This window comes from Clostridioides sp. ES-S-0054-01 (assembly GCA_021561035.1).
Lineage (GTDB): Bacteria > Bacillota > Clostridia > Peptostreptococcales > Peptostreptococcaceae > Clostridioides.
This window is the reverse complement of record CP067346.1, coordinates 339,344-364,035: the sequence shown is the minus strand read 5'-3', so window position 1 is coordinate 364,035 and position 24,692 is coordinate 339,344. Positions and strand designations below refer to the sequence as shown.

At 28.2% G+C, this 24,692-nt stretch carries 26 protein-coding genes and 3 pseudogenes; 5 read left to right on the top strand and 24 right to left on the bottom strand.

Annotation, left to right across the window (positions count from 1 at the left end; translation table 11 throughout):
- Positions 1 to 199 precede the first annotated feature (199 nt).
- The 17 genes and pseudogenes from JJC02_02100 to JJC02_02020 all read right to left on the bottom strand — a co-directional run bounded on the left by JJC02_02100 (position 200) and on the right by JJC02_02020 (position 14,474).
- Positions 200 to 472: pseudogene (locus tag JJC02_02100) on the bottom strand (biotin synthase BioB).
- 113 nt (positions 473 to 585) lie between these two features.
- A complete protein-coding gene (locus JJC02_02095; GenBank protein UDN55010.1) occupies positions 586 to 849 on the bottom strand; it encodes a hypothetical protein in 264 nt (87 codons plus the stop codon).
- Between the two features lie 69 nt (positions 850 to 918).
- A complete protein-coding gene (locus JJC02_02090; protein ID UDN55009.1) occupies positions 919 to 1,992 on the bottom strand; it encodes a DUF362 domain-containing protein in 1,074 nt (357 codons plus the stop codon).
- A gap of 467 nt (positions 1,993 to 2,459) precedes the next feature.
- Positions 2,460 to 3,218: an ABC transporter permease gene (locus tag JJC02_02085; protein ID UDN55008.1), complete on the bottom strand. Its 759-nt coding sequence runs from the start codon at positions 3,216 to 3,218 to the stop codon at positions 2,460 to 2,462.
- On the bottom strand, positions 3,215 to 4,132 hold the full coding sequence (locus JJC02_02080) for an ABC transporter ATP-binding protein (protein ID UDN56362.1): 918 nt from the start codon (positions 4,130 to 4,132) through the stop codon (positions 3,215 to 3,217). Before JJC02_02080 ends, JJC02_02085 begins: the two co-directional genes overlap by 4 nt.
- Positions 4,132 to 4,332, bottom strand: a complete 201-nt coding sequence (locus JJC02_02075; GenBank protein ID UDN55007.1) for a PLDc_N domain-containing protein — start codon at positions 4,330 to 4,332, stop codon at positions 4,132 to 4,134. Before JJC02_02075 ends, JJC02_02080 begins: the two co-directional genes overlap by 1 nt.
- Before the next feature lie 4 nt (positions 4,333 to 4,336).
- Complete coding sequence (locus JJC02_02070; GenBank protein UDN55006.1) at positions 4,337 to 5,431, bottom strand: helix-turn-helix transcriptional regulator; 1,095 nt, start codon at positions 5,429 to 5,431, stop codon at positions 4,337 to 4,339.
- A 511-nt stretch (positions 5,432 to 5,942) separates the two neighbouring features.
- On the bottom strand, positions 5,943 to 6,065 hold the full coding sequence (locus JJC02_02065; protein ID UDN56361.1) for a DUF2185 domain-containing protein: 123 nt from the start codon (positions 6,063 to 6,065) through the stop codon (positions 5,943 to 5,945).
- Positions 6,066 to 6,298: 233 nt separating this feature from the next.
- A complete protein-coding gene (locus JJC02_02060; protein UDN55005.1) occupies positions 6,299 to 7,606 on the bottom strand; it encodes a M20 family metallopeptidase in 1,308 nt (435 codons plus the stop codon).
- A gap of 64 nt (positions 7,607 to 7,670) precedes the next feature.
- Complete coding sequence (locus JJC02_02055) at positions 7,671 to 8,150, bottom strand: L-2-amino-thiazoline-4-carboxylic acid hydrolase (GenBank protein UDN55004.1); 480 nt, start codon at positions 8,148 to 8,150, stop codon at positions 7,671 to 7,673.
- 46 nt (positions 8,151 to 8,196) lie between these two features.
- Positions 8,197 to 9,060, bottom strand: a complete 864-nt coding sequence (locus JJC02_02050; GenBank protein UDN56360.1) for a PTS system mannose/fructose/sorbose family transporter subunit IID — start codon at positions 9,058 to 9,060, stop codon at positions 8,197 to 8,199.
- Complete coding sequence (locus JJC02_02045) at positions 9,060 to 9,815, bottom strand: PTS sugar transporter subunit IIC (protein ID UDN55003.1); 756 nt, start codon at positions 9,813 to 9,815, stop codon at positions 9,060 to 9,062. The genes JJC02_02050 and JJC02_02045 overlap by 1 nt, the downstream gene beginning before the upstream one ends.
- 26 nt (positions 9,816 to 9,841) lie before the next feature.
- Complete coding sequence (locus JJC02_02040; GenBank protein ID UDN55002.1) at positions 9,842 to 10,330, bottom strand: PTS sugar transporter subunit IIB; 489 nt, start codon at positions 10,328 to 10,330, stop codon at positions 9,842 to 9,844.
- Positions 10,331 to 10,347: 17 nt separating this feature from the next.
- Positions 10,348 to 10,749, bottom strand: a complete 402-nt coding sequence (locus JJC02_02035) for a PTS mannose transporter subunit IIC (protein UDN55001.1) — start codon at positions 10,747 to 10,749, stop codon at positions 10,348 to 10,350.
- Positions 10,750 to 10,751: 2 nt separating this feature from the next.
- Positions 10,752 to 11,249 (bottom strand): PTS sugar transporter subunit IIB, encoded by a 498-nt coding sequence (locus JJC02_02030; GenBank protein ID UDN55000.1) that lies wholly within the window; start codon positions 11,247 to 11,249, stop codon positions 10,752 to 10,754.
- A 23-nt stretch (positions 11,250 to 11,272) separates the two neighbouring features.
- Complete coding sequence (locus tag JJC02_02025; GenBank protein ID UDN54999.1) at positions 11,273 to 11,677, bottom strand: PTS sugar transporter subunit IIA; 405 nt, start codon at positions 11,675 to 11,677, stop codon at positions 11,273 to 11,275.
- A 229-nt stretch (positions 11,678 to 11,906) separates the two neighbouring features.
- Positions 11,907 to 14,474, bottom strand: coding sequence for a sigma 54-interacting transcriptional regulator (locus tag JJC02_02020; GenBank protein ID UDN54998.1), 2,568 nt, complete (start codon positions 14,472 to 14,474; stop codon positions 11,907 to 11,909).
- 157 nt (positions 14,475 to 14,631) lie between these two features.
- Here JJC02_02020 and JJC02_02015 point away from each other — a divergent pair.
- From JJC02_02015 to JJC02_02005, 3 genes and pseudogenes are all read left to right on the top strand, one after another.
- A pseudogene (locus tag JJC02_02015) lies at positions 14,632 to 15,021 on the top strand (phosphatase).
- A gap of 363 nt (positions 15,022 to 15,384) precedes the next feature.
- Positions 15,385 to 15,696, top strand: coding sequence for a hypothetical protein (locus JJC02_02010; protein ID UDN54997.1), 312 nt, complete (start codon positions 15,385 to 15,387; stop codon positions 15,694 to 15,696).
- A 4-nt stretch (positions 15,697 to 15,700) separates the two neighbouring features.
- Positions 15,701 to 15,910: a helix-turn-helix transcriptional regulator gene (locus JJC02_02005; protein UDN54996.1), complete on the top strand. Its 210-nt coding sequence runs from the start codon at positions 15,701 to 15,703 to the stop codon at positions 15,908 to 15,910.
- Between the two features lie 135 nt (positions 15,911 to 16,045).
- On the opposite strand, the gene JJC02_02000 is transcribed toward JJC02_02005, so the two are convergent.
- Positions 16,046 to 16,204, bottom strand: coding sequence for a hypothetical protein (locus JJC02_02000; protein UDN54995.1), 159 nt, complete (start codon positions 16,202 to 16,204; stop codon positions 16,046 to 16,048).
- Between the two features lie 401 nt (positions 16,205 to 16,605).
- Complete coding sequence (locus tag JJC02_01995; protein ID UDN54994.1) at positions 16,606 to 17,001, bottom strand: pyridoxamine 5'-phosphate oxidase family protein; 396 nt, start codon at positions 16,999 to 17,001, stop codon at positions 16,606 to 16,608.
- Between the two features lie 140 nt (positions 17,002 to 17,141).
- Here JJC02_01995 and JJC02_01990 point away from each other — a divergent pair, with 140 nt between their 5' ends.
- The gene (locus JJC02_01990) at positions 17,142 to 17,534 is read left to right on the top strand and encodes a helix-turn-helix transcriptional regulator (protein UDN54993.1); all 393 of its coding nucleotides are present in this window, start codon (positions 17,142 to 17,144) and stop codon (positions 17,532 to 17,534) included.
- 114 nt (positions 17,535 to 17,648) lie between these two features.
- Positions 17,649 to 18,881: an IS256 family transposase gene (locus JJC02_01985; GenBank protein UDN54992.1), complete on the top strand. Its 1,233-nt coding sequence runs from the start codon at positions 17,649 to 17,651 to the stop codon at positions 18,879 to 18,881.
- 196 nt (positions 18,882 to 19,077) lie between these two features.
- Here the strand turns inward: JJC02_01985 and JJC02_01980 are convergent, their stop codons facing one another.
- The 5 genes and pseudogenes from JJC02_01980 to htpG all read right to left on the bottom strand — a co-directional run bounded on the left by JJC02_01980 (position 19,078) and on the right by htpG (position 24,666).
- Positions 19,078 to 19,236, bottom strand: coding sequence for a hypothetical protein (locus tag JJC02_01980; GenBank protein UDN54991.1), 159 nt, complete (start codon positions 19,234 to 19,236; stop codon positions 19,078 to 19,080).
- A gap of 360 nt (positions 19,237 to 19,596) precedes the next feature.
- Positions 19,597 to 20,013, bottom strand: a pseudogene (locus JJC02_01975) (DUF3788 domain-containing protein).
- A gap of 14 nt (positions 20,014 to 20,027) precedes the next feature.
- A complete protein-coding gene (locus JJC02_01970; protein UDN54990.1) occupies positions 20,028 to 20,939 on the bottom strand; it encodes an AraC family transcriptional regulator in 912 nt (303 codons plus the stop codon).
- 185 nt (positions 20,940 to 21,124) lie between these two features.
- Positions 21,125 to 22,147 (bottom strand): spore photoproduct lyase, encoded by a 1,023-nt coding sequence (gene splB, locus JJC02_01965; protein ID UDN54989.1) that lies wholly within the window; start codon positions 22,145 to 22,147, stop codon positions 21,125 to 21,127.
- 578 nt (positions 22,148 to 22,725) lie between these two features.
- A complete protein-coding gene (htpG, locus tag JJC02_01960) occupies positions 22,726 to 24,666 on the bottom strand; it encodes a molecular chaperone HtpG (GenBank protein UDN54988.1) in 1,941 nt (646 codons plus the stop codon).
- Positions 24,667 to 24,692: the final 26 nt, after the last annotated feature.

The following is a 24,692-nucleotide window of genomic DNA, read 5'->3' as shown; positions in this document are numbered from 1 at the left end:
CGTTTTACTTAACCGGTTACCTAGATATTAGCACATCCTTTTTTCCTTTGCAACTATTTTGTATAAATTTTGATATTTTTCTTATTTTTCAAAATACTGTGATTTATAATTCAACTTTAGTATTTTAATTAATATGCAAAAAAATTAATATACCTTTATTATTATTTAAAAGTATACTAATTAATTTAAGTAATCTTTATTAAAATTCAAGTCCTTGTTCTATAATCATTTTTTTATCATTTTCAATCCCATTTCCGACAGTTGTCAAATAATCACCTACAATTGCAGAATTTACACCCCCATTAAATCCAACTTTGTCATATCCTTTTAAAGATAACCTTCCACCAGCATACCTTATGTATACATTAGGAATTATAAATCTAAAGACTGCTGTTGTTTTTAATTTTTCCATAGGAGTATTCTTAATAGGATTTAAAATATTTATTGGAATTGATTTTACATTTTATTTTTTATATAGGTTTACTATTAAACAAAAAAATACTGTTCTAAAATAGTATTTGTATAATATCTTATACGTATCATTATTAAAACAGTATTTTTTATTAAAGAATCATTCTTATTAATTTATAAAACTATTCTTGTCTTAACGCCATCCAAGCTTTCAATTGTGATAACCTCTAAGCCTTCATATTCTCTAAACAACCATTTTAAATCCTTCATAGCTTGATTAACCTGACTTTTTGTTAGATTATTTATAAAATATTCTTTTCTAGTTTCCTCATACTCTTTGCTAGTTAAAAAGTTTCTTAGAAAATTAAATGCAAATACACTTGGAATATTGTTTACATTGGCTTTCTTGCTGTTTTCTTTCTCATAGTAAATTTTCATAAATGCATACTCCTTTGATACTTTTAAATTTCTCTTACAATAATTATATGCATCTAAGTCCTACTATTCTTATAATTTTATTAATTCATATTCTTTACTTCCCATACCCATTTCACATGCATAGTCTATTATTCTAGTTCCATTTACATGAGGATGCTCATGTTTGAACACATCATGACCCATTTCCTTACAAATCAAATCATAACATGCTTGTTCAATAGCTACAGGGTCTGTTGATGCTAATATGCCTATATCATGTGCAATTGGTCTACCTGACCAAGGCACACAGTCACAAAGTGGAGTTACATTCATAACAAAAGTTATATATCCTACCTTATCTTTTTTGTTTGATACTGCTCCATAAGCGTATTCTGCCATCTTTTCGACAAACACATCTGAGTCACTTTCCCATTGTATAGTTACTGCTCTAGTTGGACAGACAGTTGGGCATTCTCCACATCCATAACATACATCAGAATCTATAATTGCCTTCTTATCTACTATACTTATAGCTTTTGTAGGACAAGAATTAACACACTTTCCACAACCTATACACTTCTCTTCCTTTACTACTGGAGTAACATCAGAATGTTGCATTTGCTTTCCTGCTGCACTTGCACATCCCATAGCTAAATTTTTTAATGCTCCTCCAAAACCTGCTGCTTCATGACCTTTAAAATGACTCATTACTATCATTGCAGAAGAATTATAAATTTCTCCACCTATTTTTACACTTTCAAAATGTTTTTTATCTATTTTTACATTCTCATAATTTCTACTATATAATCCATCTGCAATTATTACTGGTGCATTTACAACTGCATAAGCAAATCCATTTTCTATAGCAGTTGTAAGATGGTCTACAGAATTTGTTCTACTCCCTGTATACAGTGTATTTGTATCTGTTAAAAATGGCTTTCCTTCGCAGTCTTTGACCTTATCAACCACTTGTCTAACTGCCACAGGACTCATATATGTAGTATTTCCCTTTTCTCCAAAGTGAAGTTTAATTGCGACTTGGTCATTCTTTTCTATTAAATCTTTGAATCCTGCTTTATCAAATAATCTTCTTACATTGTTTGGTACATTTTTATTTTGCGAATTTGAGTATAAATCACAAAAATATACTTTTGACTTTTCCATATCTACACCCCTTTAAAATATTTACTTAAAATAATTTTATCACTTTTAAAATGATTTTTAGTATATTTTACCACAATTAAAGATTCTTATCTTTATTTAATGAAAACAATATTATTTTAATCCTTCACTACTTTAAACTCTATATACTAAACATCGTAAATAACTGATAAGCATTAGATTATAATCTATATCTCTTTTTTTAGATAGTTCCTTAAGGTAATAACTTAATTATTATAAAGTATAATGATGACGACTAAAATAAAAAAGTAAGTGTCTCAAAATGAATTTTTAGTTTATAAGTAACTTTTTTGTATAAAATCAAATATGTTTTTATAATTTTAACAATAAAAAAGAGACTTATTTCTCTATTTTGAGATAGCCTCTTTTTTACTTAAATATATTCTTCTACAATACTAAACACATTTTTCCACAATACAGTACTATTTGTATTTATAATAAAAATATCCTTAAACTGCTTTTTTATTAAACAAAACAACAGCTAATAACAGACATACTATCGAAATAACAATTGTTACAATGATTGGAATAATAAATTCTGGAGCTACCACTTTACCTGAAACTAAATCTATATTTTTTGATAATATGAAATTAGGCGTATAAGGTGCAATCTGTTTAGGAATAGAAATCAAACTCAAAATAGCAGTTGCTACTAATACAAGTAACACACTTGCAAATGCTGGTCTAAATAGTACACACCCAAGAATTAATATGGTAATATACATAATACCAATTAACCATAAGTTAAATGCTGAAAATATAATATGATTAAGATTTGCAGTTGGCCAAAAATACATTGTATATCCATAAGTACATAAAAAGCTCAACCAAAAACCAATTGTCATAATAATTACTGCAATAGAAAATTTAGACAATACTACAGATGAACGTGATAACCCTTTAGTCAACATAATAACGAGTGTCCCTTTAGAATATTCGTTTGATAAAATATTGCAAAAAACAATTAGAGTTAAACTCATTCCAAGACCAGAAATATTTCCAGAAAACTGTGTCCAAGAATCTAAAGCAGTTGGTACAGTAGTAACTTTTAAAGTTGGGGCAAAATGAGCAATCAAGTCTGGCATAAATTTTGCAGAAAGAGGACTCATTATTCCAAATACTAAAAATAAAATAGTCAAACTAAGTAATTTATAATTTCTTACGTTCTCTTTAAACTCTTTTTTTGTAAATGCTATGTATTCTCTCACTTTACTACCTCCAAAAATAAATTTTCAAGTGACAATTCTATTAATTCCATCTTTACTGGACAAAGATTTATTTCTGCGAGTGTAGATATAACTGTTTTTTGTATTGCTTTTATATCTTTACCATGCAAAACAATTTCCATATTAGTTTCTTCTGAATCTTTTAGTAAGGATTTAATGCCATCACTAGACTTAAACTTTTGAATTTCATCATTACTTGCAAACTCCAGTAAAAGTCTATCCTTTCCGTGCATACTTTTTATTTCTGAAAGTGTACCACTAAGAGCAATACTTCCTTTGTTTAATATAGCAACATGGTCACAAATTCTTTCAACATCTGATAGTATATGTGTTGAGAATATTACCGTTGTTGAGTCTTTGATTTTAAGCATAATATCTAATATTTCTTTTCGACCAACAGGGTCAAGTGCACTTGTTGGTTCATCACAAATAAGTAATTTTGGACGTGAAAGCAAAGCTTGAGCTATACCAAGTCGTTGCTTCATTCCACGAGAAAATCCACCTATTCGTCTCTTTTCATTACCAAGCCCCACAAGTGACAACAACTCTTCACTCCTTATCTTTATTTCTTTTTTTGAAAGCCCCGTAATTTCACCGCAAAGAGAAAGATATTCAAGTGGTCTCATATAGTTGTAAAACTCTGGAACATCAGGCAGATAACCTACATGACGATTAGAACTTGTTCTTCCATAGGTCACTTTCTCACCACAAACATCTATAGTTCCACTATCTGGTTCAAGTAACCCAAGTACAATTTTCATTGTTGTAGTCTTACCTGCACCATTCTTACCTACAAACCCAAAGACTGACCCTTCTGGTACAGTAAAATTTAGATTATCTATTATCTTTCGATTACCAAAACTTTTTGATAACCCATTTATTGAGACAATATTCATCATTCTTCACCTCTTCCTATTGTAAAATACAAAATTGGTCCTATTAGATTAATAAACAGTACTACAATAATCCATATTGCCTTATTTCCAATTTTATAATTTGGATGTCTCAGTACATGAACAAGTGCAGTAATTATAAGTATTAAATCTAAAATAATAACAGGAATCAAAAGTGGTAAGTATTCCATCAAATTTTCCATAATCTTATTCCTCCAATAAAGATAATTTTTCTATAAGAAATTTGTATTCTTTGTTTTCACTTAATACAGAAAACATTGGATTATTTTTAATAGCAGCAACAATACCCGATTTTACGATTGTATCATCACGTGTAATACCTGTTCCAATTTCAGAAATCCATCTGTCAAGTTTATTAAAAAAGTCATCACCATGTATTATAATTGGGTATATATCACGTGTTGCTAAATCTACATATTTTCGTAATGATTTAATAACTCCTTCATTATCCCCATGTATTAAATTAATTTGTGCCTGTGTTAAATATGCAGAAAGCATAATAGCAGGAGATAATGTATCAAGTTCAAATATATCTGAAATTGCTAGAATACGTCTTTCTATTTCTTTCATTTGTAATTTATCTGCATTTTGCAAAATACCCACTAGATTTTGAACTAGTGATATAAGGTTCTGATATGCCCCAAGTTGAAATGTTTCTCTTGCTTCATCAATTTGACCATTCATCATTTGCCCCTGTGCAAGAAGTATAGATTCATTTATCATGGGAAAATTGCTGTTTTGCAATAAATCAACCACTTGTATGGGTTGATTTAACAATATATAACAAGTTGCCTCCATACTTTTTGCTTGACGGCAAATATCTATGTCATTACAAGTTTCCTGTATACGAATAAATATTTCTAATGCTTCACTAATTAATAGCTCACGCTTTTTTTCATCTACAATATCATAGTGATTAACTATTAAAAGACTCATCCGAAAAATCAAAGGAAAACATGAATAATATTTTTTTATGATTTCTCTTATTTCATCCATTACTTCATCAAATGGTTTAACCGTAAAGTCTTTGCACAGTTTATTATACAGTTTATTAATATCTTCCTTCATCATTTGAGGTTCATAGCATATTAACTCATCAACTGTAATGTCGAAATATGTCGCGAGTTGCGGTAAAAAGGTTATGTCAGGATAGCTTTGTCCAGTTTCCCATTTAGATACAGAAGCTTTAGAAACGCCTATATAATTTGCAAGTTCATCTTGTGTAATTCCTTTTTCTTTACGCTTTAAAATCAGCGTTTTTGCGATGTTTAATTCATTCATGTCAATCCCTCCTTATATATAATTATATCCTTAAACATGTAAAGCTAACAAGCGATTTGAAGTTGACTTTTGACGAAAAAATCAACCACAGAGAAACAAATAAACAAGTATCTAAAATATATATTTAAATATATTTTAAAAATAATTTGTAAAATATGTAAACTTTGTAAACAAAATCCATATTATATATAAAACTAGTAGTTAATCTATCTAAATACAGTTTTTATTTATCACGTTTTTTAATATTTTGTATAAAATATCTTTTAATATAAGCACCTTATTTTCATTTCTCATTTCATATTCTTTTTAAAATACTGAATATAACTCTTCGATTTTCCATTTAATTCTTTTATAAAGTTATTATTCGTATTTATTCCTCTAATTATAACAGGCAACTATCATGTATTGGTATTTGTCTATTATATAAAATTCTATAAAAGAAAAGCAGTCAATCATTTAGATTAACTGCTTGTACATATATCTTATTAAACTGTATAAACTATAATTTTTATTATTCTCCATTTTCATCCCAAGTCGTAAATCCCCATCTACTATCTGGATAAGTATCAATAGACTTTTCTCTAATCATATAACCAATTTTATAACACTCTTTTGTTATTTTATTAGATAGTATACAGTCTTCTCCATTTAGCTAATTCCATTCAATTAACTTTTCAACCTTAACTTTTATAAAATCATCTTTTTTAATAACTTCATACTTATTTTCTCTTCAACATCATCAGATACTATTCAATCTTTAGGTGATTGAATAGTATCTGATGATGTTGAACATTTAAATAAAGTTGAACTCATTTTTTCTCTCTTTTTAAGATATCTATATATTTGCACATAAAGTCTCTTCTCCTTTTACAATTCTAATAGTTTTATTAAAGCCAAGGTATATATCTCCATATTCTTTCGTATATGATTTATTGGTACTCTTTCATCTACTCCATGACCACCAGTTTTATACGCTAAGAACTTAGGTCCAAACGCCACCATATCTTTAAACCAACTTGCATATGTGCCACCACCCATAGCAATTGTATATCCATTTTCATCTGTTACTTCTTCATAGGCTCTCAATAATTTTTTAAGTACTAAATTACTCTCATCCACATAATGTAAGTCTTTATGAGCAATAACTTCTATTTTCCAACCATTACAAAAAAACTTTTTGAATCTATCTATTATATTATTTAAAACTATATTTTTACCATACCTTATATCTAACTCACATACGATTCTTTCCTCATTTACCTTTAATATTCCTAAATTTAAGGTAGTGTTTTTGAATACCTCATCATATTGATTAATCCCCAATGCATCTCCATAATAGTCACTACAAAGGTATTTTGAAACTAATTCTATATCTTCTCTATACTGAAAATCCATATTATCTTCAACTATCTTTATTATCATTTTAGATATAGCATTTTCTCCCTTTTCAGGATTACTTGCATGCGTAGCTACTCCTTTAGTAGTTAACTCTGAAATAATTCCATTAATAATTTTTGCAGTACAATGAGATGGAACAACATTTTCTTTAGTTCCTCCACTTACTATTATGTAAGGCTTACTTTTATCAATTTTAATCTCTTTTTCTATCCTTATATGAACCCTTCCTTTTTCTCCATTAACCACTGGATACATAGCATCTGGAGTAAAGCCCATACTTGGAATTTCTTCACCTTTATCTAAGTAATATTTGATACATTCCATACCTGTTTCCTCATTTGTACCAAAAATTAATCTTATTCTTTTATTAATTGTAGGATACATATCCTCTATGTTTTTCAATACATGTATAAGCATAGACACAGCCCCCTTATTATCTATGGCACCTCTTCCATAAATAATATTGTCGATTACTGTTCCCGAAAATGGCTCTACACTCCACCCATCTCCTGGTGGAACTACATCTAAATGCATTGGAATCCCTATCAATTCTTCTCCTTCTCCAATTTCTGCATATCCAATATAATTATCAATATTTTTAACGCTAAAACCCAAACTAGCGCAGTAATCTAAAGTTTTCTCTAAAGATTTTTTAGGTCCTATACCAAAAGGAGATTGTGAAATAGGTTCACCTTGTTGTGAGTCAATTTTTATTAATTCTTTTAGGAATTCTACGGTTCTATTTAAACTATTATCTACACTTCTACTTATATCCATAAATCAACCTACTTTCTGTTTTTTTAAAGCCTGTTCTTAAAGAACAGGCTTTTAGCATTAAAAACTATTTTCTTGTGAATACTAACTCACAAACTTCATCATCATGAGCACATTTTTGAGCAAACTCTAATCTAACACCTTGTGCACAATCAACTCTTCCATAGTCACCGTAGCAAGCTAATCTACAAATTTCTTTTCTTTCTTCTTTAGTTAATCCATATTCTTTCCAAGCAGCATCTAATGGACAGTGATGGAATTTTAAAACTCCATTCTCATCTGTATTTTCTACTAATTCCATTTCAAACACTTTTTGTCCTTTACTGTTATATAACATTTCTGCCATTTTTCCTGGAGTATCTGCTACGCTATATTTTTGACCTCTCATTTTACCAAATTCATATATTGCTTCTTTACATATATCATCTGGATTAACTCCTAATTTTTCAGCTTCTTTCATAAGAAGATAGAACCATACTGCTCTTTCTCCTGTTGCTCCTCTAACTCCTTCTAAATATTCCTTTTCTGTATACATTTTTTCTGACATTTCTTTCTCCTCCTAAAATTAAATTCTATATTTTAATCATTGTAAATTAGAATATTCCAATAAATGACCCTACCAATGCTACTACAACTAAAATTACTAATAACTTAGTTATTGTCCACTTCTTGTATTTCATTCCCCAATATACAAAGAATACAACACCTAGTGGTAATAAACCTGGAGCAATCATGTTTAATGTATCTTGAACAACAATTGCTTTACCACCAATATCAAATGATAATGGAGTTGAAAGCTTAACTGTAGTTGCAGATAATGCTCCCATCATAAACATTCCTAGAATCGAAGCACCATCAATTATCTTATTGACAATACCACCTGATAAAATTTTCTTAATTGAATCTCTACCCAAAGAATATCCTAAATGAAATAAGTAATAACCTTCGCAAAATAGTAATATACTAAACATTATTGGGAAAAATGCACCTATAACACTTCCTTCTGCTCCAAATGAAGCACCTAAAGCTAAGAATATTGTTTGAAATGTACCAAAATCTAAAGTATCTCCAATTCCAGCCAAAGGTCCCATAAGCCCATTCTTAACACCTGAAATAACTTCTCCTGGGATTTTTCCTTCAGTAGCCTTCTCTTCTTCCATAGCTAAAACTGTACCGTGAATTAAACCTCCCCATATAGCTTGAGTATTGAAAAATTGTAAGTGTCTCTTTAACGCATCTACTAAATCTTCTTTTTTCTTATATAACTTTTCTAAAGCCGGAGTGAAACTTGCACAAACTGCTAATGCTTGCATTCTTTCAAAAGAGTTAGATAATTCTGCTGTCCACCACCATCTTAGATATGTTTTTGTTACATCTTTTTTCGTAAGTACTTTTGTCTTATTAACTTCAGTTGTACCTTGTTCATTTTTAACTTCTTTATTTTTTATTTCTTGCATCATACTTCACCCACCCTTTTATCTTCTTTCATAAATGTAACTAAAAGAGCTATACAAACACCAAATATTGCAGCAGCAGTAATTGAAATTTCAAAATATTGAACCATAAAAAATCCTATAATAAACATTGGTAAGAATTTATTTTTACCTATAGTAAATATTGTTGTTGCAAAACCTAATGCAGGTAATATACCACCCATTACTGTTAATCCATTCATCAACCATTGTGGTATAACATCTAATAATGATTTAACTAAATCTGCTCCAAAAAAGTTACATACAAAAACTATTGGAAATCTTAAAACAAACCCAAATATTAAAGAGTAAAGTGTTGCACATCTCCATATACCTTTTGTGTTACCTTCTTCGGCATACTTATCTGCCTTATGAACTAATACAGCATTACCAGTTCTTCTTAAGTTATTAACTAATACTCCTATAACACCTAAAGGTACCGCAATAGATACTGCAACTTCTGCATTAACACCAGTTTGAAGTGCTACTGGTATTGCAATAAGAGCAGCTAAACATTTATCTGATGGAATATTTCCTCCTGCTGCTACCATTCCTAGATAAACCATTTCTATACTTGCACCAACAATCATACCAGTTGTTACATCACCCCAAAGTAATCCAAGACTAAAACCTATAAATAAAGGGGACTTTAGTGTTGAAAAAAGGGTATACCCTGCAAGACCTGCTGCAAACCAATACCATAATCCTGTTATAATTGCCAACATCAAAACAGATTCCATTTATAATTCCTCCTAATTTATAATTTTTATTTAAATTTCTTTAACGCATTTTCATATGTCATAGATGATTCCTCTGGTATAACTTGTAAAACTATTTCAACCCCATCTTCATTAAGTTCATTTAGTTGTTCTACATCTTCATTTCCTAATGAAACAGCTGTAAATACCATCTTCTTTCCTGCTTCATTTGGGATACCTCCTAATTGAATCTTTTCATATTTAAGTCCAGCCTTATACGCCTTATTTGCCATATCAACGTTCTTAAATAGAATAAATATATTTTTATCTCCTAAAGTATTGTTTTGGAATGCTTGTCCTGCATCTTCTGCTGTTAAAATATCTACTTCTACTCCTGATGGCGCTGCCATTTTATATATGTCAGCCATAAATTCATCTTGACCTAAGAAGTCATCAACTATTATTATTTTTTGAGCTTGAGCGATTTTCACCCATTTTGTTATAACTTGTCCATGAATTAATCTGTGATCTACTCTTACTAATGTTATTTTTGCCATTATATCCACCTCATAATTTATATTTTTTTAAATTCCTTAATTAAATCCACACAAAGGTTATTATTTTTTTTGACGATTCTTTCTGGTAATGTATGTACTTTATCTTCTTTGCTTAATTCTTCATCTACGATTAAAATTGTCTGTAAGCTAAGTCCATTTATTGCATCTATCCCTCTTCTTATAGCAACAGATATTGCAATACTTGATGTAGATCCCCCATACAAATCTGCTATTATAATTTTCACATCCTCTTTATCTACTACTTCTTCAACCTCTTTCATGAATACAGAAACATCTTTTTCAGAGCTTAGTGATAAAACTTCGTATTGATTTGATAATCCAAAATTTTTATTTGCTTCTTCTATTAATACCTTTCCCCAAGTTCCATGGCAAAGTATGATTGCCTTATATTTATTCATTGTTAAACAAACTCTCCTTTATAGCGATTAATACTATGATTTAATTCTACTTCTTCCTCATCAGGTACCATTTGAATTGATACATTTATATTTTTTTTAATAAATTTATCTATTAAAAGAAACTCTTTTTTATTAATGTATACATTTTGAGATATTTTCTTTTTTCCTATTCCTGTAGGTATTCTTCCAATAATAAGTTTTTTAATATCAATTCCTTCTTCTCTCATTCTATTTGCAGTATCTAAGTTTTTAATTAATACAAAAACGTTATCATCAGCTTGGTTATTATAAAAATACCTCCTTGATTCACTTACAGTTAATATTGATAAATCAATATTCTTTGGTGCTGCCATTTTTACCAAACCTTTAGCAATAACATCATTGGTTGTTTCATCATCTACTACTACTATTTTTTTAACACCTAGATACTTAACCCATTTATATATCACTTGACCATGTATTAATCTATCATCACATCTGCAATATTTTACTAAAGACATTTTTAATCGAACTCCTTTTTCTATTACATTGAGCTAAGAACTTTATTAATATGATTTATACCAGTTTTCCCCGCTTCAATACATGCCTCTGCTAACTCTTCTAAACTTTTTCCCTCTCTATTAATTAAAGCTTCAAGTAGCATTGTAAGATTTACTCCAGTAAGTGCATGAAACTTTCCACCTTTTTTAAGGTTTAAACTTGCAACATTACTTGGTGAACCTCCTAATAGGTCAGCTAATACTAAAACTCCGTCACCTTCATCTAATTCATTTAACTTTTCTACAAAATTTCTATTTAAGTCTTCAATATTATCATTCCTATTTAGTTTAAGTGCTGCTGTTCTTTCTGCTGGTCCTGCAATAAGTTCACAGCTTTTTATAATTTCTTCACTAAAACTCCCATGAGTCATAACTATTATACCTATCACCAATCTCACCTCACTTTTCTTGTCACTTTTTATATAAGCAACTACCGTGCCAACTTATGTGTATCAATAACAAATGGCTATTATACGGGATTTAATTAAACCTTTTCACTTAATTTATAAAAAAAACTTACTCTTTCAATATGTATCAAAACTTTTTTCAAACCTGTATCAAATCTGTATCAAAAAGAAGTAAAAAAAGGTAGCCTTTTGGCTATCCTTAAATTTTGTATCAACTTTTGAATTTATCTGTATCATACTGTGATTCAAATATATCTAATATATTTGCATATTCCATATCTGAAATAATTATATCGAATATCTCTTCTACAAGCTTAAAACTTTCTTTTATAACTAAATATAATTCTTTACTTCTACCAATTCTTTCTTCATATAATTTATAAACTAAAGACTCTTTTATTATTACTCTTTCAATCATACATGAACAATGAAATATAAACTTTACTAAAAGCTCATCTTGGATTACTAAAGAATAATGTTCGCTAATTCTATTAATTACTTCTTTTAATATAAAATAAGCCTTTTCCCCATTTAAAAAAGTCAAAGTTTTACTAATATTATCAATTAGTAATCTATCAAAATATCTACCACCATTATCTTTTTCAGCATATGTAATTTCCATATCTCCATAATGTTTCTTTATAGATTCTATAATATTAAAATATAATTTCTCTAATGTCATTTCCGGAGTTAGAGCCTTTCTAGTTGCTTCTATTACAATAGGTGTACTTACCATATCTATTGCTTTTACTTCTTTTCCAGTAGCATCATGAATAACTTTAGCAAATGTTAAAATAGACCCCATATCAGTTAGAATTAAAATTCCCTTTCCTTTGTCAATTTTATTGGCTATTTCTACAGCTTGGACTAAAATATCCTGAACTCTATCTTCTAATCCCATATTGATTGCCACTGCATGGTTACAATCCAGTAAAGTATTAGCTACATTCACCATGCTAGATGCCGTAGATTCTCCATGCATTATAACTAATATTGCTATACTCTCCTCATTTAATCCCACATAAGATAAATAAAGAAACGTTGCTAAAAAAATTGCTTCATCTTCTGGAAACTCAACTCCATACATTAACGACACGTTAGATAATATTTCCTTTGCTATGTTATATTCATATGCTCTTTCCTTCATAATTTCATCTTTATTAGGGTGCTTTACTATGTTTCCAATCTTTATTCTTTCAATTAAATTCTGAATATGTAAGGCTATAGCTTTTATTAATTTATCTAATCCTTCTCTTTTGCTCCATTTATCATGCTTTTGTAAAATATACTTCACAGTAGTTGCAATTGAATCATTAACAATATTGTTATAGGCTGTTTGATTACTACTATTATATATAAAAGTATTCATTAAATTATAGGAATACTTCTGTATATCTTCATCTATAACGCTTCTAATTTGTGACTCTTTAATACCTTCTTGTTGAAGTTTATTCCAAGTTTCTTTTATCATTCCATAGAAATCTAAATCATATTTTTTATTTTCTATTAATAAATTTTCACTTTCAAAATTCTTTTTTTCTGGTAAAAAAGTAATATCATCTTTCCCAATAAAACTGAAGTTTTGTACAAACTCCTCTTTTCTATTATTTCCATATAATGATTCTCTAATATTGTTTGGTAGAAGAGAGAGTCTTACATATACACATTCCCTTTTATAGGTCATATAATCTAAAAAAGCTCTTGCACAAATTAATTGTATGTCACTTTTTAATTGTCCTATATTTCCCTTACACTTATATAAAATAAATGCCTTAATAACTTCTTTTGAAACCTTTAACTTAACACCAATCCTAATACTTTCTTCTTTAAAAAAATAACATATAAGCTTCATTCTCTCTTGAAAACCTCTTTCCTCTAAAGATGGAATCTTTATAGTTACAGGTATTCTTCTTAAAAACGTATCCAACATTGCTGTCTCTGGGTCTTCTGTAGTAGCTGCAATTATCATAACCCTACACTCATGTACCTTATTAGCCTCTCCTAACCTTCTATATATACCTTTATCCATAAGCAGAAATAGCATTTCTTGCCCCTCTGCAGATAACCTATGAACTTCATCTAAAAATAATATTCCATTATTAGCCTCATGTACAAGACCATACTTATCTTTATCAGCTCCAGTAAATGCTCCTTTTACATATCCAAAAAGCTGTGCTAATAATAAGTGCTGATTATCAGAATAATCAGCACAGTTAAATATGATAAATGGTGTATTATCACTATCTTCTTTTATAGTTAAACTATACTTATACATATATTCTGCAAATATAGATTTACCAACTCCTGTAGGTCCTATTATTAATGTACTCAACCCCTTAGGTGGATATATTACTGCTGCTTTAGCTTGCTCTATCTGGGACTTTAAGCTTCCGTCACAGCCTATTAAATTAAAAATATTGTTCTCTTTTTTTATACCCTCTACAATATACTCATCTTTGATAGAATCATTTTCACTATATTCGTTTATAGAGTTAATATTATCAAATATCCCTTTATTTAGTTTCTTTCCTAAAATACTCTCAATACTTTCTTTATATAAGTACTGAACAGGTTTTCCCTTTATCTTTATAATAGTACTTTCCTTTATTAATTGATTTAATTCCTTACTAGCATTACTTCTATTTATACCTACTTCAGTAGCAATATATTCTGCATCAAATCCAAATCTAATGCCATTATTAAGGTTCAAGTGTTCTTCTGTTAACCTTTTCAAGCAAATTAAAACTTTTTCTTTCCTTGATAGCTTCTTTTGTATCATAGTTAACCTCCCGTATAAGCAGTAATACTGTTAAATATTATTAAGCTTAATTCTATAATATTTTAATATTTTTGTCTAATTGTGTAACTATTGATTTTGTTTCCTGTTCGTTTTATAATATAAATTACGTTACCATCATCTTTTATAGAGGAGGAATTTAAATGCAATAAATAAGCATGATAATATTAAAATATTAGGCCACCTTGGAAACCCAAACTACCCAATCGACTATGAATTAATCATTAAATTAGCCATGGAAAAGAATATCTTAATAGAAATAAATAATTGTTCTATCAAAGGTGTCTCAAGAAATGGTAGCTCGGATAATTGCAAGTATATTGCCACACTTTGCAAAAAATATGGTACTAAAATCATACTAACTTCAGATGCTCACATTTGTTTTGATATAGGTAATTATGAGTATTCTGAGAATATCTTAAAAGAAATTAATTTTCCAGATGAATTAATAATGAATTATCCTAAAAAACTTATTAATCATTTTCACCAAAAAGGTAAATTACTAGATGTTGATTATACAAATATTTGAGTAATAATACATACTTAATTTAACTCTTATAAAAACCTTAGTACTATTTATATTATATTAAATGAGGAAATTATAATGAAGAGTCTATTTAATAAACTAATAAATAAGGATATTTCTTTAAATACTTTTCTCTATATTCATATGTCTGAGAAATTAAACTCCTTTCAAGTTAAAAAAAATTATATTTCAATTATAAAGCATTAAACTCAACTGTTATATAAAGTAGAGTTTGAAATATATTTTAAAGAGACAAATCTGGTGAATTTATGCCAAGTTTTATTGTCAAATCTATTGACAAGTAAACTTGGTATGATATAATGAAAATACCAAGTAAACTTGGCATCCAAATAGGAGGTGTCTTATATGAATAAAGAAGAAATTTTAAGTAAAAGTCGTCAATCTAATAGAGATGAAGGATTAGAGTATATTGAAAATAAGGGTAGAAAAGTAGGATATTCAATTTTCGTATGTGTCTGCTTTTTCATTGAAATATTTAATGCCTTTACTGGACAAAAAAACGATGCGATACTTGCTTTATTTTGGACATTTGGGCTTTCTGAAAATGTAATAAAGTACCAATTCACACATGAAAAAAAGAATTTAATTTGGGCTATTATTTTCTTAATTTCAACTATATTCTCATTAACTAATTTTGTTTTATCATCTTTGAGGTAAACGTATGAATGAAGAATTAATATTAAAAAATCACTTAAAAACGGCAAGAGCAGAGAAAAAATTATCTCAAAGCCAACTAGCTGAAATGGTTGGAGTATCAAGAAACACGATTAGTTCAATAGAAACAGGTCAGTTTAATCCAACAGCAAAATTAGCACTTATTTTATGTATCGCTCTAGATAAAAAATTTGAAGATTTATTTTACTTTGAATAAAATATATTGTAGTCATAAAATATAAAACTATCTATGACCATTGCATATTTTATTCATTGGTTAAACTTAAAATAAAAATATTTAAATAAATAAAACAAAAAGAGTAAATGATTAGATATTTATTATCTTATCACTTTACTCTTTTATTTGTTTTAAAGTCTTATCCATTTTATATTTCAAAAACGAATGCTCTATCTCTATTCCAGCAATATCTTTTATTTCTTCAAAAGTTAATTTAAACGATTGACTACCATTTTTCTGAACATATTCCCATAAAGAACTATATTTGCTCATCTTATATCACTCCTTTTAAAATTATATTTTATCTATTAATTTATATTCTATCACTACTAATGTATAAAGTAATGCTACTTATTATTTATATACAAAATATGCAAATAATAAGTAGCAATTTTTTATAATCATCATATTTTCTTCAAATTGAATAAAAATCAACTATAGTTAAAATATTTTTTAAAGTAAGTCTACCCCACCATAAAATAAATTTTAATTGTCCTTATTTTTATTATGTAATTATTCAAAATAATATGTCATTATTGAAATACACATCTAGTAGCTAAAATTTTTATACATTGATTATTTAAAAATCTTTTCATTGCATTTAAATTAAATCTATCAATATTTCGGTAGTAACGTTTTCTTCCTTTTCATTATGGATATCAATTCAATTATAATTAAAGTTCTACATCAACTTTTTTACCACTCATTGAACAACAACTAATTTTTGCCTTATCAATAGAAAATATTTCAAATTTGCCATCTCCTACAGAGTACATCTGGCTTAAACTTGGCATTATTTCAAGTGCCTTAGCTTGTGTCTCTTTTGATGTAACGAATACTGCTTGACCCAAAATACGTAGAGTATTAAGGTTTTGGTCTATACAGCAAAGCTCAACCTTTGGATTAAAAATAAGTTGCTTAAACATCTCCTTCTGATTAGATGTGCAAAATGTAAGCTTGCCATCATATTCCATAACAAATCCTAGAGGACGCACATGTGCTTGATTGTTCTCATCAGCTGTTGCTAAATAATAAACTCCCGCTTTGTTCAAAAATTCTAATACTTTCATAATTTTTACACCCCTTTTAAATACTTGTATTAAGGATTATCCTTTGATATAATTTTAATATAAAATACAGAAAAAACAAGTATGCAGTTTTTTCTGATAAAGTATAAAAAAGATACTAATATAAATAAGGAGTAATTATAATGAATTTAGATAATGAAAAGAATATGACTACAAATATTGAAGAATTAACCTGTCCAATACGCTATGCATTAGATATTGTCGGTGGTAAGTGGAAATTACCTATTATATGTATGTTAGCAGTTGATAATCCGATTAGATATAGTAGCATAAAAAGAAAACTAGATGGAATTACAAATACTATGTTAGCTCAATCATTAAAAGACTTAGAGTCTGATGGCATTATTCATCGTAAACAATATAATGAAATCCCTCCAAAAGTTGAATATACATTGACAAGTAAAGGTAAAAGTATTGTGCCTATTTTACAACAACTTGCTAATTGGGGAGCTAGCAATATGCAAGAAAAAAATATGTGTGGACTTAGTTGTAAGGAATGTCGAAAAAGAAAGTAAATTGGGGGCTGTAAGTAGATTTGTGTAAAAACAAATTTACCTATAGTCTTTTTGGTATACAAAATTGGTAAATTTGGAATAATATTCATATAAAAAATTTTGGAGGTTTTGAAAATGAAAGATATAATTGTTCCAGATGTTGATTATCAAACAGAAGTTAAAAAATGCAAGACAATGGAAGATGTGGTTGGGAAAAATGGCCTTATGCAAAAACTATTCAAAGATGTTATTCAGCAACTATTAGATGCAGAAATGGAGGAGCATTTAGGTAGAAATAAATATGAAAGAAAAGATATGTGTGATAAAAATTATCGAAATGGATATAGTTCTAAAAATGTAAGTAGCAGTTTTGGAGAGGTAAATTTAGATATACCAAGAGATAGAAATGCTGAGTTTGAGCCGAAGGTTGTAAAAAAATATGAAACGGTTTGTAATGAACTAGATAAAAAAATAATTGGTCTTTATGCATGTGGCATGAGTGTAAGAGATATTCAATCAGAAATGGAAGAGCTGTATGGAATAGATGTATCACCATCAATGATATCTAAAATAACCGACAAGGTTGTGGAGGCTGCCGCCGAATGGCAAAGTAGAACTTTAGAATCAGTTTATCCAATTGTATATATGGATGCTATGCATTTTAAGGTAAGAGATGATAATAAAATAGTTTCTAAAGCTGCATATATATGTATGGCTTTAGATATGACTGGAAAAAAAGATATTCTAGGTATTTGGATAGGTGAAGCCGAAGGTGCTAAGTTTTGGTTATCAGTCTGCAATGACCTTAGAAATAGAGGGCTTGAAGATATATTGATTGCCTGTATGGATGGTCTAAAAGGACTTCCAGAAGCAATAAAAACGGTATATCCAGATGTAAGTATACAAACCTGTATAGTTCATCAAATTAGAAATAGTTTTAAATATATAGCATCAAAAGACCAAAAAGAATTTATGAAAGATTTAAAATCAGTTTACAAGGCATTTAATGAAGAAACAGCACTCTTGAACTTGGATTCCTTGAAGGAAAAATGGTATCAAAAATATTCAGTAGTAATAGATTCTTGGTATAATAATTGGAGTAATTTATCAACATTCTTTGCATACCCAGAAGATATTAGAAGAATTATATATACTACAAATGCACTGGAAGGTTTTAATAGGCAACTTAGAAAATATACTAAAGTCAGAACAGTATTTCCTACAGATGAGTCACTTAGAAAATCATTATACCTATCAACTATGAAAATTATTGAGAAATGGAACTCTCCAAATCAAAATTGGTCAGCTACATTAGGTCAACTTACAATAATGTTTGGAGATAGAATTCCTAAAAATTATATAATATAATTTTTTTGAAAAATGGTACATTTAGTGTATAAAAACCTAAATTTAACATACAATAAATGTGTATAAAATACCATTATTAGTATTTCCTGATAATAAAAAAATATTACTAGAATTGAAAATTTCCAGTAATATTTAATAGCAAAAATATATATTTACACAAATCTATATACATTCTCGTAAATTGAAGTTTATTAGATTATTTGCAACAAATTTTATTCTTGTCTATAGCATTTTCAATCCTTCTTATATCTTTATCACTCAATTTAATGTCTTTAGATTTTAAAGAATCCAGTAATGTAACCCTTCTTAATGCTCCAACCAAAGTTATAATATCATCCCTTTTGATAAAACCCATGCAAGAGCTACTTGTGGAATAGTAGCTTCTTTTTCATCTGCTATTTCCCTTAAATTCTCTAGCAGTTGGTAACTTGAGTACTTTTACTAGTCAGAAATAGCTCCTATAGTCTCTTCTACTTGTATTGCTAAATCTATTCTTGCAGGTTGATAAAGGTTTATGTAATCTAGATTTAATCTCTTAAGAGTCTATATTACATGATTTTTTATATTAAAATGATTGACATCAAGACCATACATTTGACCATTAGGTGTAACAAAAGCCCCTATTTTTACAGATACAAAAATTTTTCTAATTTATATAAGTTATTAAAAGTTAATATAAAACAGAATGAGTATATAAATCATCCTGTTTTATATCTTAAGCTCTAAATTTAATCAGTTCAAGTGTATCATTCAATACGGATATATTATCTACTTGAATCATCAACCACTTACTACCATTAAAAAAATTTATCTCGTTGTATATTTGTTTGATATAATCACAACAAGTATTGATAAATAAATCGACTTCTACTCTATTACTCTCATTTACAATAACCAAAGCCTTAAAAGAACCCTCTTGTGGATATAAAGTACATAATGATTTACCTCTTTTTTTGTACTTTATATTCCAACCTCTTTGCATTGAACATTTACTATATTCAAGCTTAGGTTCTACATTATAAGTTGAAGTCACAACATTATTTAGCTTGTCCCATAAGGGGCTATTGATAAACTCTTTGATTTACTCAAGTGTTGGTTTATTATCTTGAAAAAACATATCTTGCCAATCCATATTCATCACCCTTTCTATTGTTCAATAGGCACTGGAATAATCCAATGTTCCATATATGCCACTTCAGGTGTAGTAGGATAATACATTTCAATCGCAAAATCAGTAGCTATTAAATTATGATTCCTCATCCATCTTTCCATAAACTTATCCGCTTTAAAAACAGCTGAATCAACTAACTCATTAAAATTTTCCGCTTCAAATCCACATACTAAATACTCTTTAGCTGGTAACTCAAAAGTACTGTATCCTTCCACCGATGTACCTGACTCCACTTCTATACCTGCCATATACATACAATTTCCTTCTTTTGCATTTCCCATATAAAGAGCAGCAAATTCATTTCCACCTGGAATTTGATTTGGTATATTATGTTTTTGATTTCCAAGTTCCATCCATAATTCCTTCGCTGTTGCGATACCAGTTGTTTCACCTCCCATTAGCTGACAAATAGGTATTTCTCCTTCTATTCCAATAAAAGTCCTTGGATTACTCAATTTTCTGCGAGTTACTTCAATTACTATATCATCTGCAATTAATGGCACACCTTCATCAACCATAATATAATTTAAAATTAATTCTGGCTTAACAAACTGATTAAGTTTTACTGGATTTGTTCTATATTCTTCTGGAGTTAATCCATATGCTTTTTTAAAAGAACGTGTAAACGTCTCATGACTTTCAAATCCAAAACTTAATGCTACATCAAGTATACGATTCTTATGTTCTGCTAAATGTTCAGAAGCTTTTGCAAGACGACGAAGTTTTATATACTCCATTACTGTTTTATTGACTAATCTTTTAAATAGTCTTTGATAATAAAATGGTGATAAGTTCGCTTTATTTGCTAGCTTATTAATTGATATTTCTTCTGATAACCTTTCTTCTATTAAGTCTAATGTGATTTGAATAGATTCCCATGCATGCAAGTTATAAGTACCTCCTAATATTGTTATTAATCTTATACCTTTATATTATCAAAGCTAGAAAAAATGTTCTTGATATACAGTGCCCTTTTTAATTTTTTATCTAATAATACTGAGTTTTATTACTTTTTAAGCAAATATAAAATACATATGAACATAAAATATAGCAAATCTCATCTAAAGATTTGCTATATTATATATTTTATTAAGCTATTTTTAAATACTTCATTTATTTCCTTATGAAAAAAATCTTTCATATCGTCTATTTGTTCTTTATCATATACATACTTACCATATCCAAATTGACCATATTTAAACTTTCTATCTTCATTTTCCATTGGTAATAGTGTATCTGGATAAATTTCTAATATTCTATTTTTTGCTTTAGTTGTATATCTATGAGATATAACTTCAAATATAATTTTTTTATCAAAATCCTTTGGCAAAGCTTCTTTTATGTTTCTAATAAGACTTCTATATTCTTCTTTCCAACCTTCATATAGAAAAACAGGTGCTATTATAAAACCAATCTGATAACCAGCTTTAGCAAGTTTTACAGCTGATTCTATTCTTTTATTAGAAGACGCTGTATAATGTTCATGTCCTTCTATAATTCTAGGAGTGTTTATACTGAATCGTATTTCTGTATGATTATTATGTTCGACATCCAATAAGCTATCTACATCACTGTATTTAGTAACAAATCTAAATCTTCCCTTTTCTTCTCTCCCAAAAAACTCTATTGTTTTTTTCAATGAATTAGTATACGGTTCTACTGGAACTGGGTCTGATGTAGCTGCACCTTCAAATATAGTAACTTGTGGTTTTCTATCTTCAATATATTTCTTTGTTTGTTCAAGTATTTCATCTACATTCACAAACACCCTTATAAATGGTTTATCTCCTAATTGTGTATTTAAATAGCAATATTCACATCTTCCCATACATCCACTAACAAGTGGTAGTTGATAATTAGCAGAAGGTTTACATGTTTGAAACTTCATACTTTTCCTAATCCCAACTACCATGGTCTGTTTTCCACTTCTATATTGCTCATATAGATTTTCACCTGGAATATGTTCCTTAATTCTATTTGACGATATATTAATTATCTCTACATCTTTTTTATCTTTAAATTTATTATATATACTTTTGCCGACATCAGTATCTAAGGCATCTTTTTCGAATATTATTCTTTTGGGATTAAACATTTATTTCACCTCTACTTAAAGTTTTTAAATTAAAGATTTTTATAAAATATTACTTAGTTAATCTTCCCTTTTTTAAACTCCTTTATTTATTATAAAGTAAAATAAAAGTTTAAGATAAATTTACTATATATGCCTTATTAGTTACAAATTTCTTACTGATAATAAATGTTTTTATCTAAAATTAAATATATAATATTAAGTTATAGAGATTTGTAGTATATTTCCCTTATTTGTTCCTTATTAAAAGTTTTTGGATATCTCTTAATATTTGCAACTGATATTTTCATACAATTATCAGTTAACCAATCTATATCTGATTTTTCAACACAGCGTAATTATGTATTAAAACATAAATTACAAAACAATCTTTTACTTAATTATATGTATTATTTTATCCTATATAAAGTTAACTCTATTTAACCAAATACAAATTTTAATGATAATCTATTTAAATATTTAAAACTTAATCAATGATAAAAAATAAAGAAGAATTAAACAAAGATAATTTCAATTATCTTAAAATAACTCTTCTCATAATATTAGATACTTTTTTCAAATTTACTTTAATATATTTAATCTTATAACTCTATTAACATGTTCATAAGTTTATTACTTCTTTGAACGAATGAATCTAATTCATCTGGTTTTAATTCTTTATTAGAAAGTAAAGCTAAATCTGCTATCTGATTACAGATAAGTGTAATCTTATCTTTCTTTTCATCATCATCTTTAAGAGAAACTAATTTTTTGATTATTGGACTGTTTTCATTTATAACAAGAGTCTTTTCTTCCTCAAAGTTCATTCCTAAATCCATTCCAGCAAATCTTGATTGCATTTCTGCCATTCTAATAGATTGTTCCGATACTAACACCATAGCTGGAGTGTCTTCATTTTTCAATCCTTCTACAGAATAATTCTTAACTCTTTCTCCAACAGCTTCTTTAAATAAGTCTTCTATCTTGGCTATCTCTTCTTTGTTTTCTTCACCATCTTTATTTTCATTCTTATCTTTTAATACATCAGAAAGGTCTGCATCTATTCTATTAAACTTCACACCATTTTCTTTATATTCCATAAATGAAATAAAATGAGTATCTATTGATGAGTTTAACACAACAGCATTTAAGTCGTATTCTTTAAATAATTTAATGTATTGCGATTGTTGCTCCTTATCACTTACATAAAATACTTTATTTTCATGTTTATCCTTACATTTTTCTAGATAATCTTGTAATGTTATATATTCATCATCAATAGTTTTAAATAATATACATTCTTTTACTTTCTCATAGAAACTTTCATCTTTTAAGCAACCATATTTAATAAATATTTGTATATCATCCCAGAATTTATTGTATTCTTCTCTTTCATTTTTACAAAGAGATTTTAACTTATCAGCTACTTTTTTAATTATATGTTTAGAAATTTTACTTACATCTCTGTCATTTTGTAAGAAACTTCTTGATACATTTAATGGTAAATCTGGGCAGTCTATAACACCTTTTAATAAAAGTAAAAATTCTGGTATAACTTCTTTTATATTGTCAGCCACAAACACTTGATTGTTGTATAACTTTACTTTTCCCTCAGTCAATTCAAATTCATTTTTTAATTTAGGGAAGTAAAGTATACCCTTTAAGTTAAAAGGATAATCTACATTTAGATGTATCCAAAATAACGGTTCATCAAATACATGGAATACTTTTCTATAAAACTCTTTATATTCCTCATCAGTACAGTCTTTTGGAGATTTTAACCATAGAGGGTTAGTGTCATTTAAAGGTTCAATTACTTTTGCATCTACAACTTCTTCTTCTTTTCCATCTTCCTTTTGTTTTTTAGCTTTTTCTTCTGCTTCCTTAGCTTCTCTTTCCAATCTTTCAACATCTTCTAAATATATTTCTACTGGTAGGAAAGAACAGTATTTATCTATTATCCCTCTTACAGTAAATTCATCTAAAAACTCCTTACTATCATCATCAATAAATAGTGTTATAGTAGTTCCTCTATCATTTCTAGTATCTGATTCAGATATTTCATATTCTGTACCACCTTCAGATATCCATCTTACAGGAGTTGCTCCTTCTGTATATGAAAGTGTGTCTATTTGTACCTTTTTAGACACCATGAATGCAGAATAAAATCCTAATCCAAAATGACCTATTATATCATTTGACTCTTCCATTTTATCCTTATATTTATTAAAGAAATCTTCAGCACCTGAAAAAGCAACTTGATTTATGTATTTTTTTATTTCTTCTTCAGTCATACCAATTCCATTGTCGATAAATTTAAGTGTACCTTCTCCTTTATTTACAGATACTGTAATTTTATAATCTGGTGACTTATTTTCTGATATTTCTCCTAATGATACAAGTCTTTTGTGTTTACTTACTGCATCACATCCATTACTTATAAGTTCTCTTATAAATATGTCTTTATCAGAATATAACCATTTTTTAATTATAGGAAAAATATTTTCTGTATGAATTGAAATACTCCCTTTTTCAAACTCCATTTTTTATCCCTCCTCATTTTATAATT

Coding starts and splice junctions, on each gene's coding strand:
- JJC02_02095 (UDN55010.1), bottom strand. CDS start 849: ATGAAAATTTACTATGAGAAAGAAAACAGCAAGAAAGCCAATGTAAAC.
- JJC02_02000 (UDN54995.1), bottom strand. CDS start 16,204: ATGAGCAAATATAGTTCTTTATGGGAATATGTTCAGAAAAATGGTAGT.
- JJC02_02075 (UDN55007.1), bottom strand. CDS start 4,332: ATGGAAAATTTGATGGAATACTTACCACTTTTGATTCCTGTTATTATT.
- JJC02_01980 (UDN54991.1), bottom strand. CDS start 19,236: ATGGGTTTTATCAAAAGGGATGATATTATAACTTTGGTTGGAGCATTA.
- JJC02_02080 (UDN56362.1), bottom strand. CDS start 4,132: ATGAATATTGTCTCAATAAATGGGTTATCAAAAAGTTTTGGTAATCGA.
- JJC02_02040 (UDN55002.1), bottom strand. CDS start 10,330: ATGGCAAAAATAACATTAGTAAGAGTAGATCACAGATTAATTCATGGA.
- JJC02_02010 (UDN54997.1), top strand. CDS start 15,385: ATGAATAAAGAAGAAATTTTAAGTAAAAGTCGTCAATCTAATAGAGAT.
- JJC02_01995 (UDN54994.1), bottom strand. CDS start 17,001: ATGAAAGTATTAGAATTTTTGAACAAAGCGGGAGTTTATTATTTAGCA.
- JJC02_01990 (UDN54993.1), top strand. CDS start 17,142: ATGAATTTAGATAATGAAAAGAATATGACTACAAATATTGAAGAATTA.
- JJC02_02090 (UDN55009.1), bottom strand. CDS start 1,992: ATGGAAAAGTCAAAAGTATATTTTTGTGATTTATACTCAAATTCGCAA.
- JJC02_02070 (UDN55006.1), bottom strand. CDS start 5,431: ATGAATGAATTAAACATCGCAAAAACGCTGATTTTAAAGCGTAAAGAA.
- JJC02_02035 (UDN55001.1), bottom strand. CDS start 10,749: ATGAATAAATATAAGGCAATCATACTTTGCCATGGAACTTGGGGAAAG.
- JJC02_02020 (UDN54998.1), bottom strand. CDS start 14,474: ATGATACAAAAGAAGCTATCAAGGAAAGAAAAAGTTTTAATTTGCTTG.
- htpG (UDN54988.1), bottom strand. CDS start 24,666: ATGGAGTTTGAAAAAGGGAGTATTTCAATTCATACAGAAAATATTTTT.
- JJC02_02060 (UDN55005.1), bottom strand. CDS start 7,606: ATGGATATAAGTAGAAGTGTAGATAATAGTTTAAATAGAACCGTAGAA.
- JJC02_02045 (UDN55003.1), bottom strand. CDS start 9,815: ATGGAATCTGTTTTGATGTTGGCAATTATAACAGGATTATGGTATTGG.
- JJC02_02030 (UDN55000.1), bottom strand. CDS start 11,249: ATGTCTTTAGTAAAATATTGCAGATGTGATGATAGATTAATACATGGT.
- JJC02_01985 (UDN54992.1), top strand. CDS start 17,649: ATGAAAGATATAATTGTTCCAGATGTTGATTATCAAACAGAAGTTAAA.
- JJC02_02005 (UDN54996.1), top strand. CDS start 15,701: ATGAATGAAGAATTAATATTAAAAAATCACTTAAAAACGGCAAGAGCA.
- JJC02_02050 (UDN56360.1), bottom strand. CDS start 9,060: ATGCAAGAAATAAAAAATAAAGAAGTTAAAAATGAACAAGGTACAACT.
- JJC02_02055 (UDN55004.1), bottom strand. CDS start 8,150: ATGTCAGAAAAAATGTATACAGAAAAGGAATATTTAGAAGGAGTTAGA.
- splB (UDN54989.1), bottom strand. CDS start 22,147: ATGTTTAATCCCAAAAGAATAATATTCGAAAAAGATGCCTTAGATACT.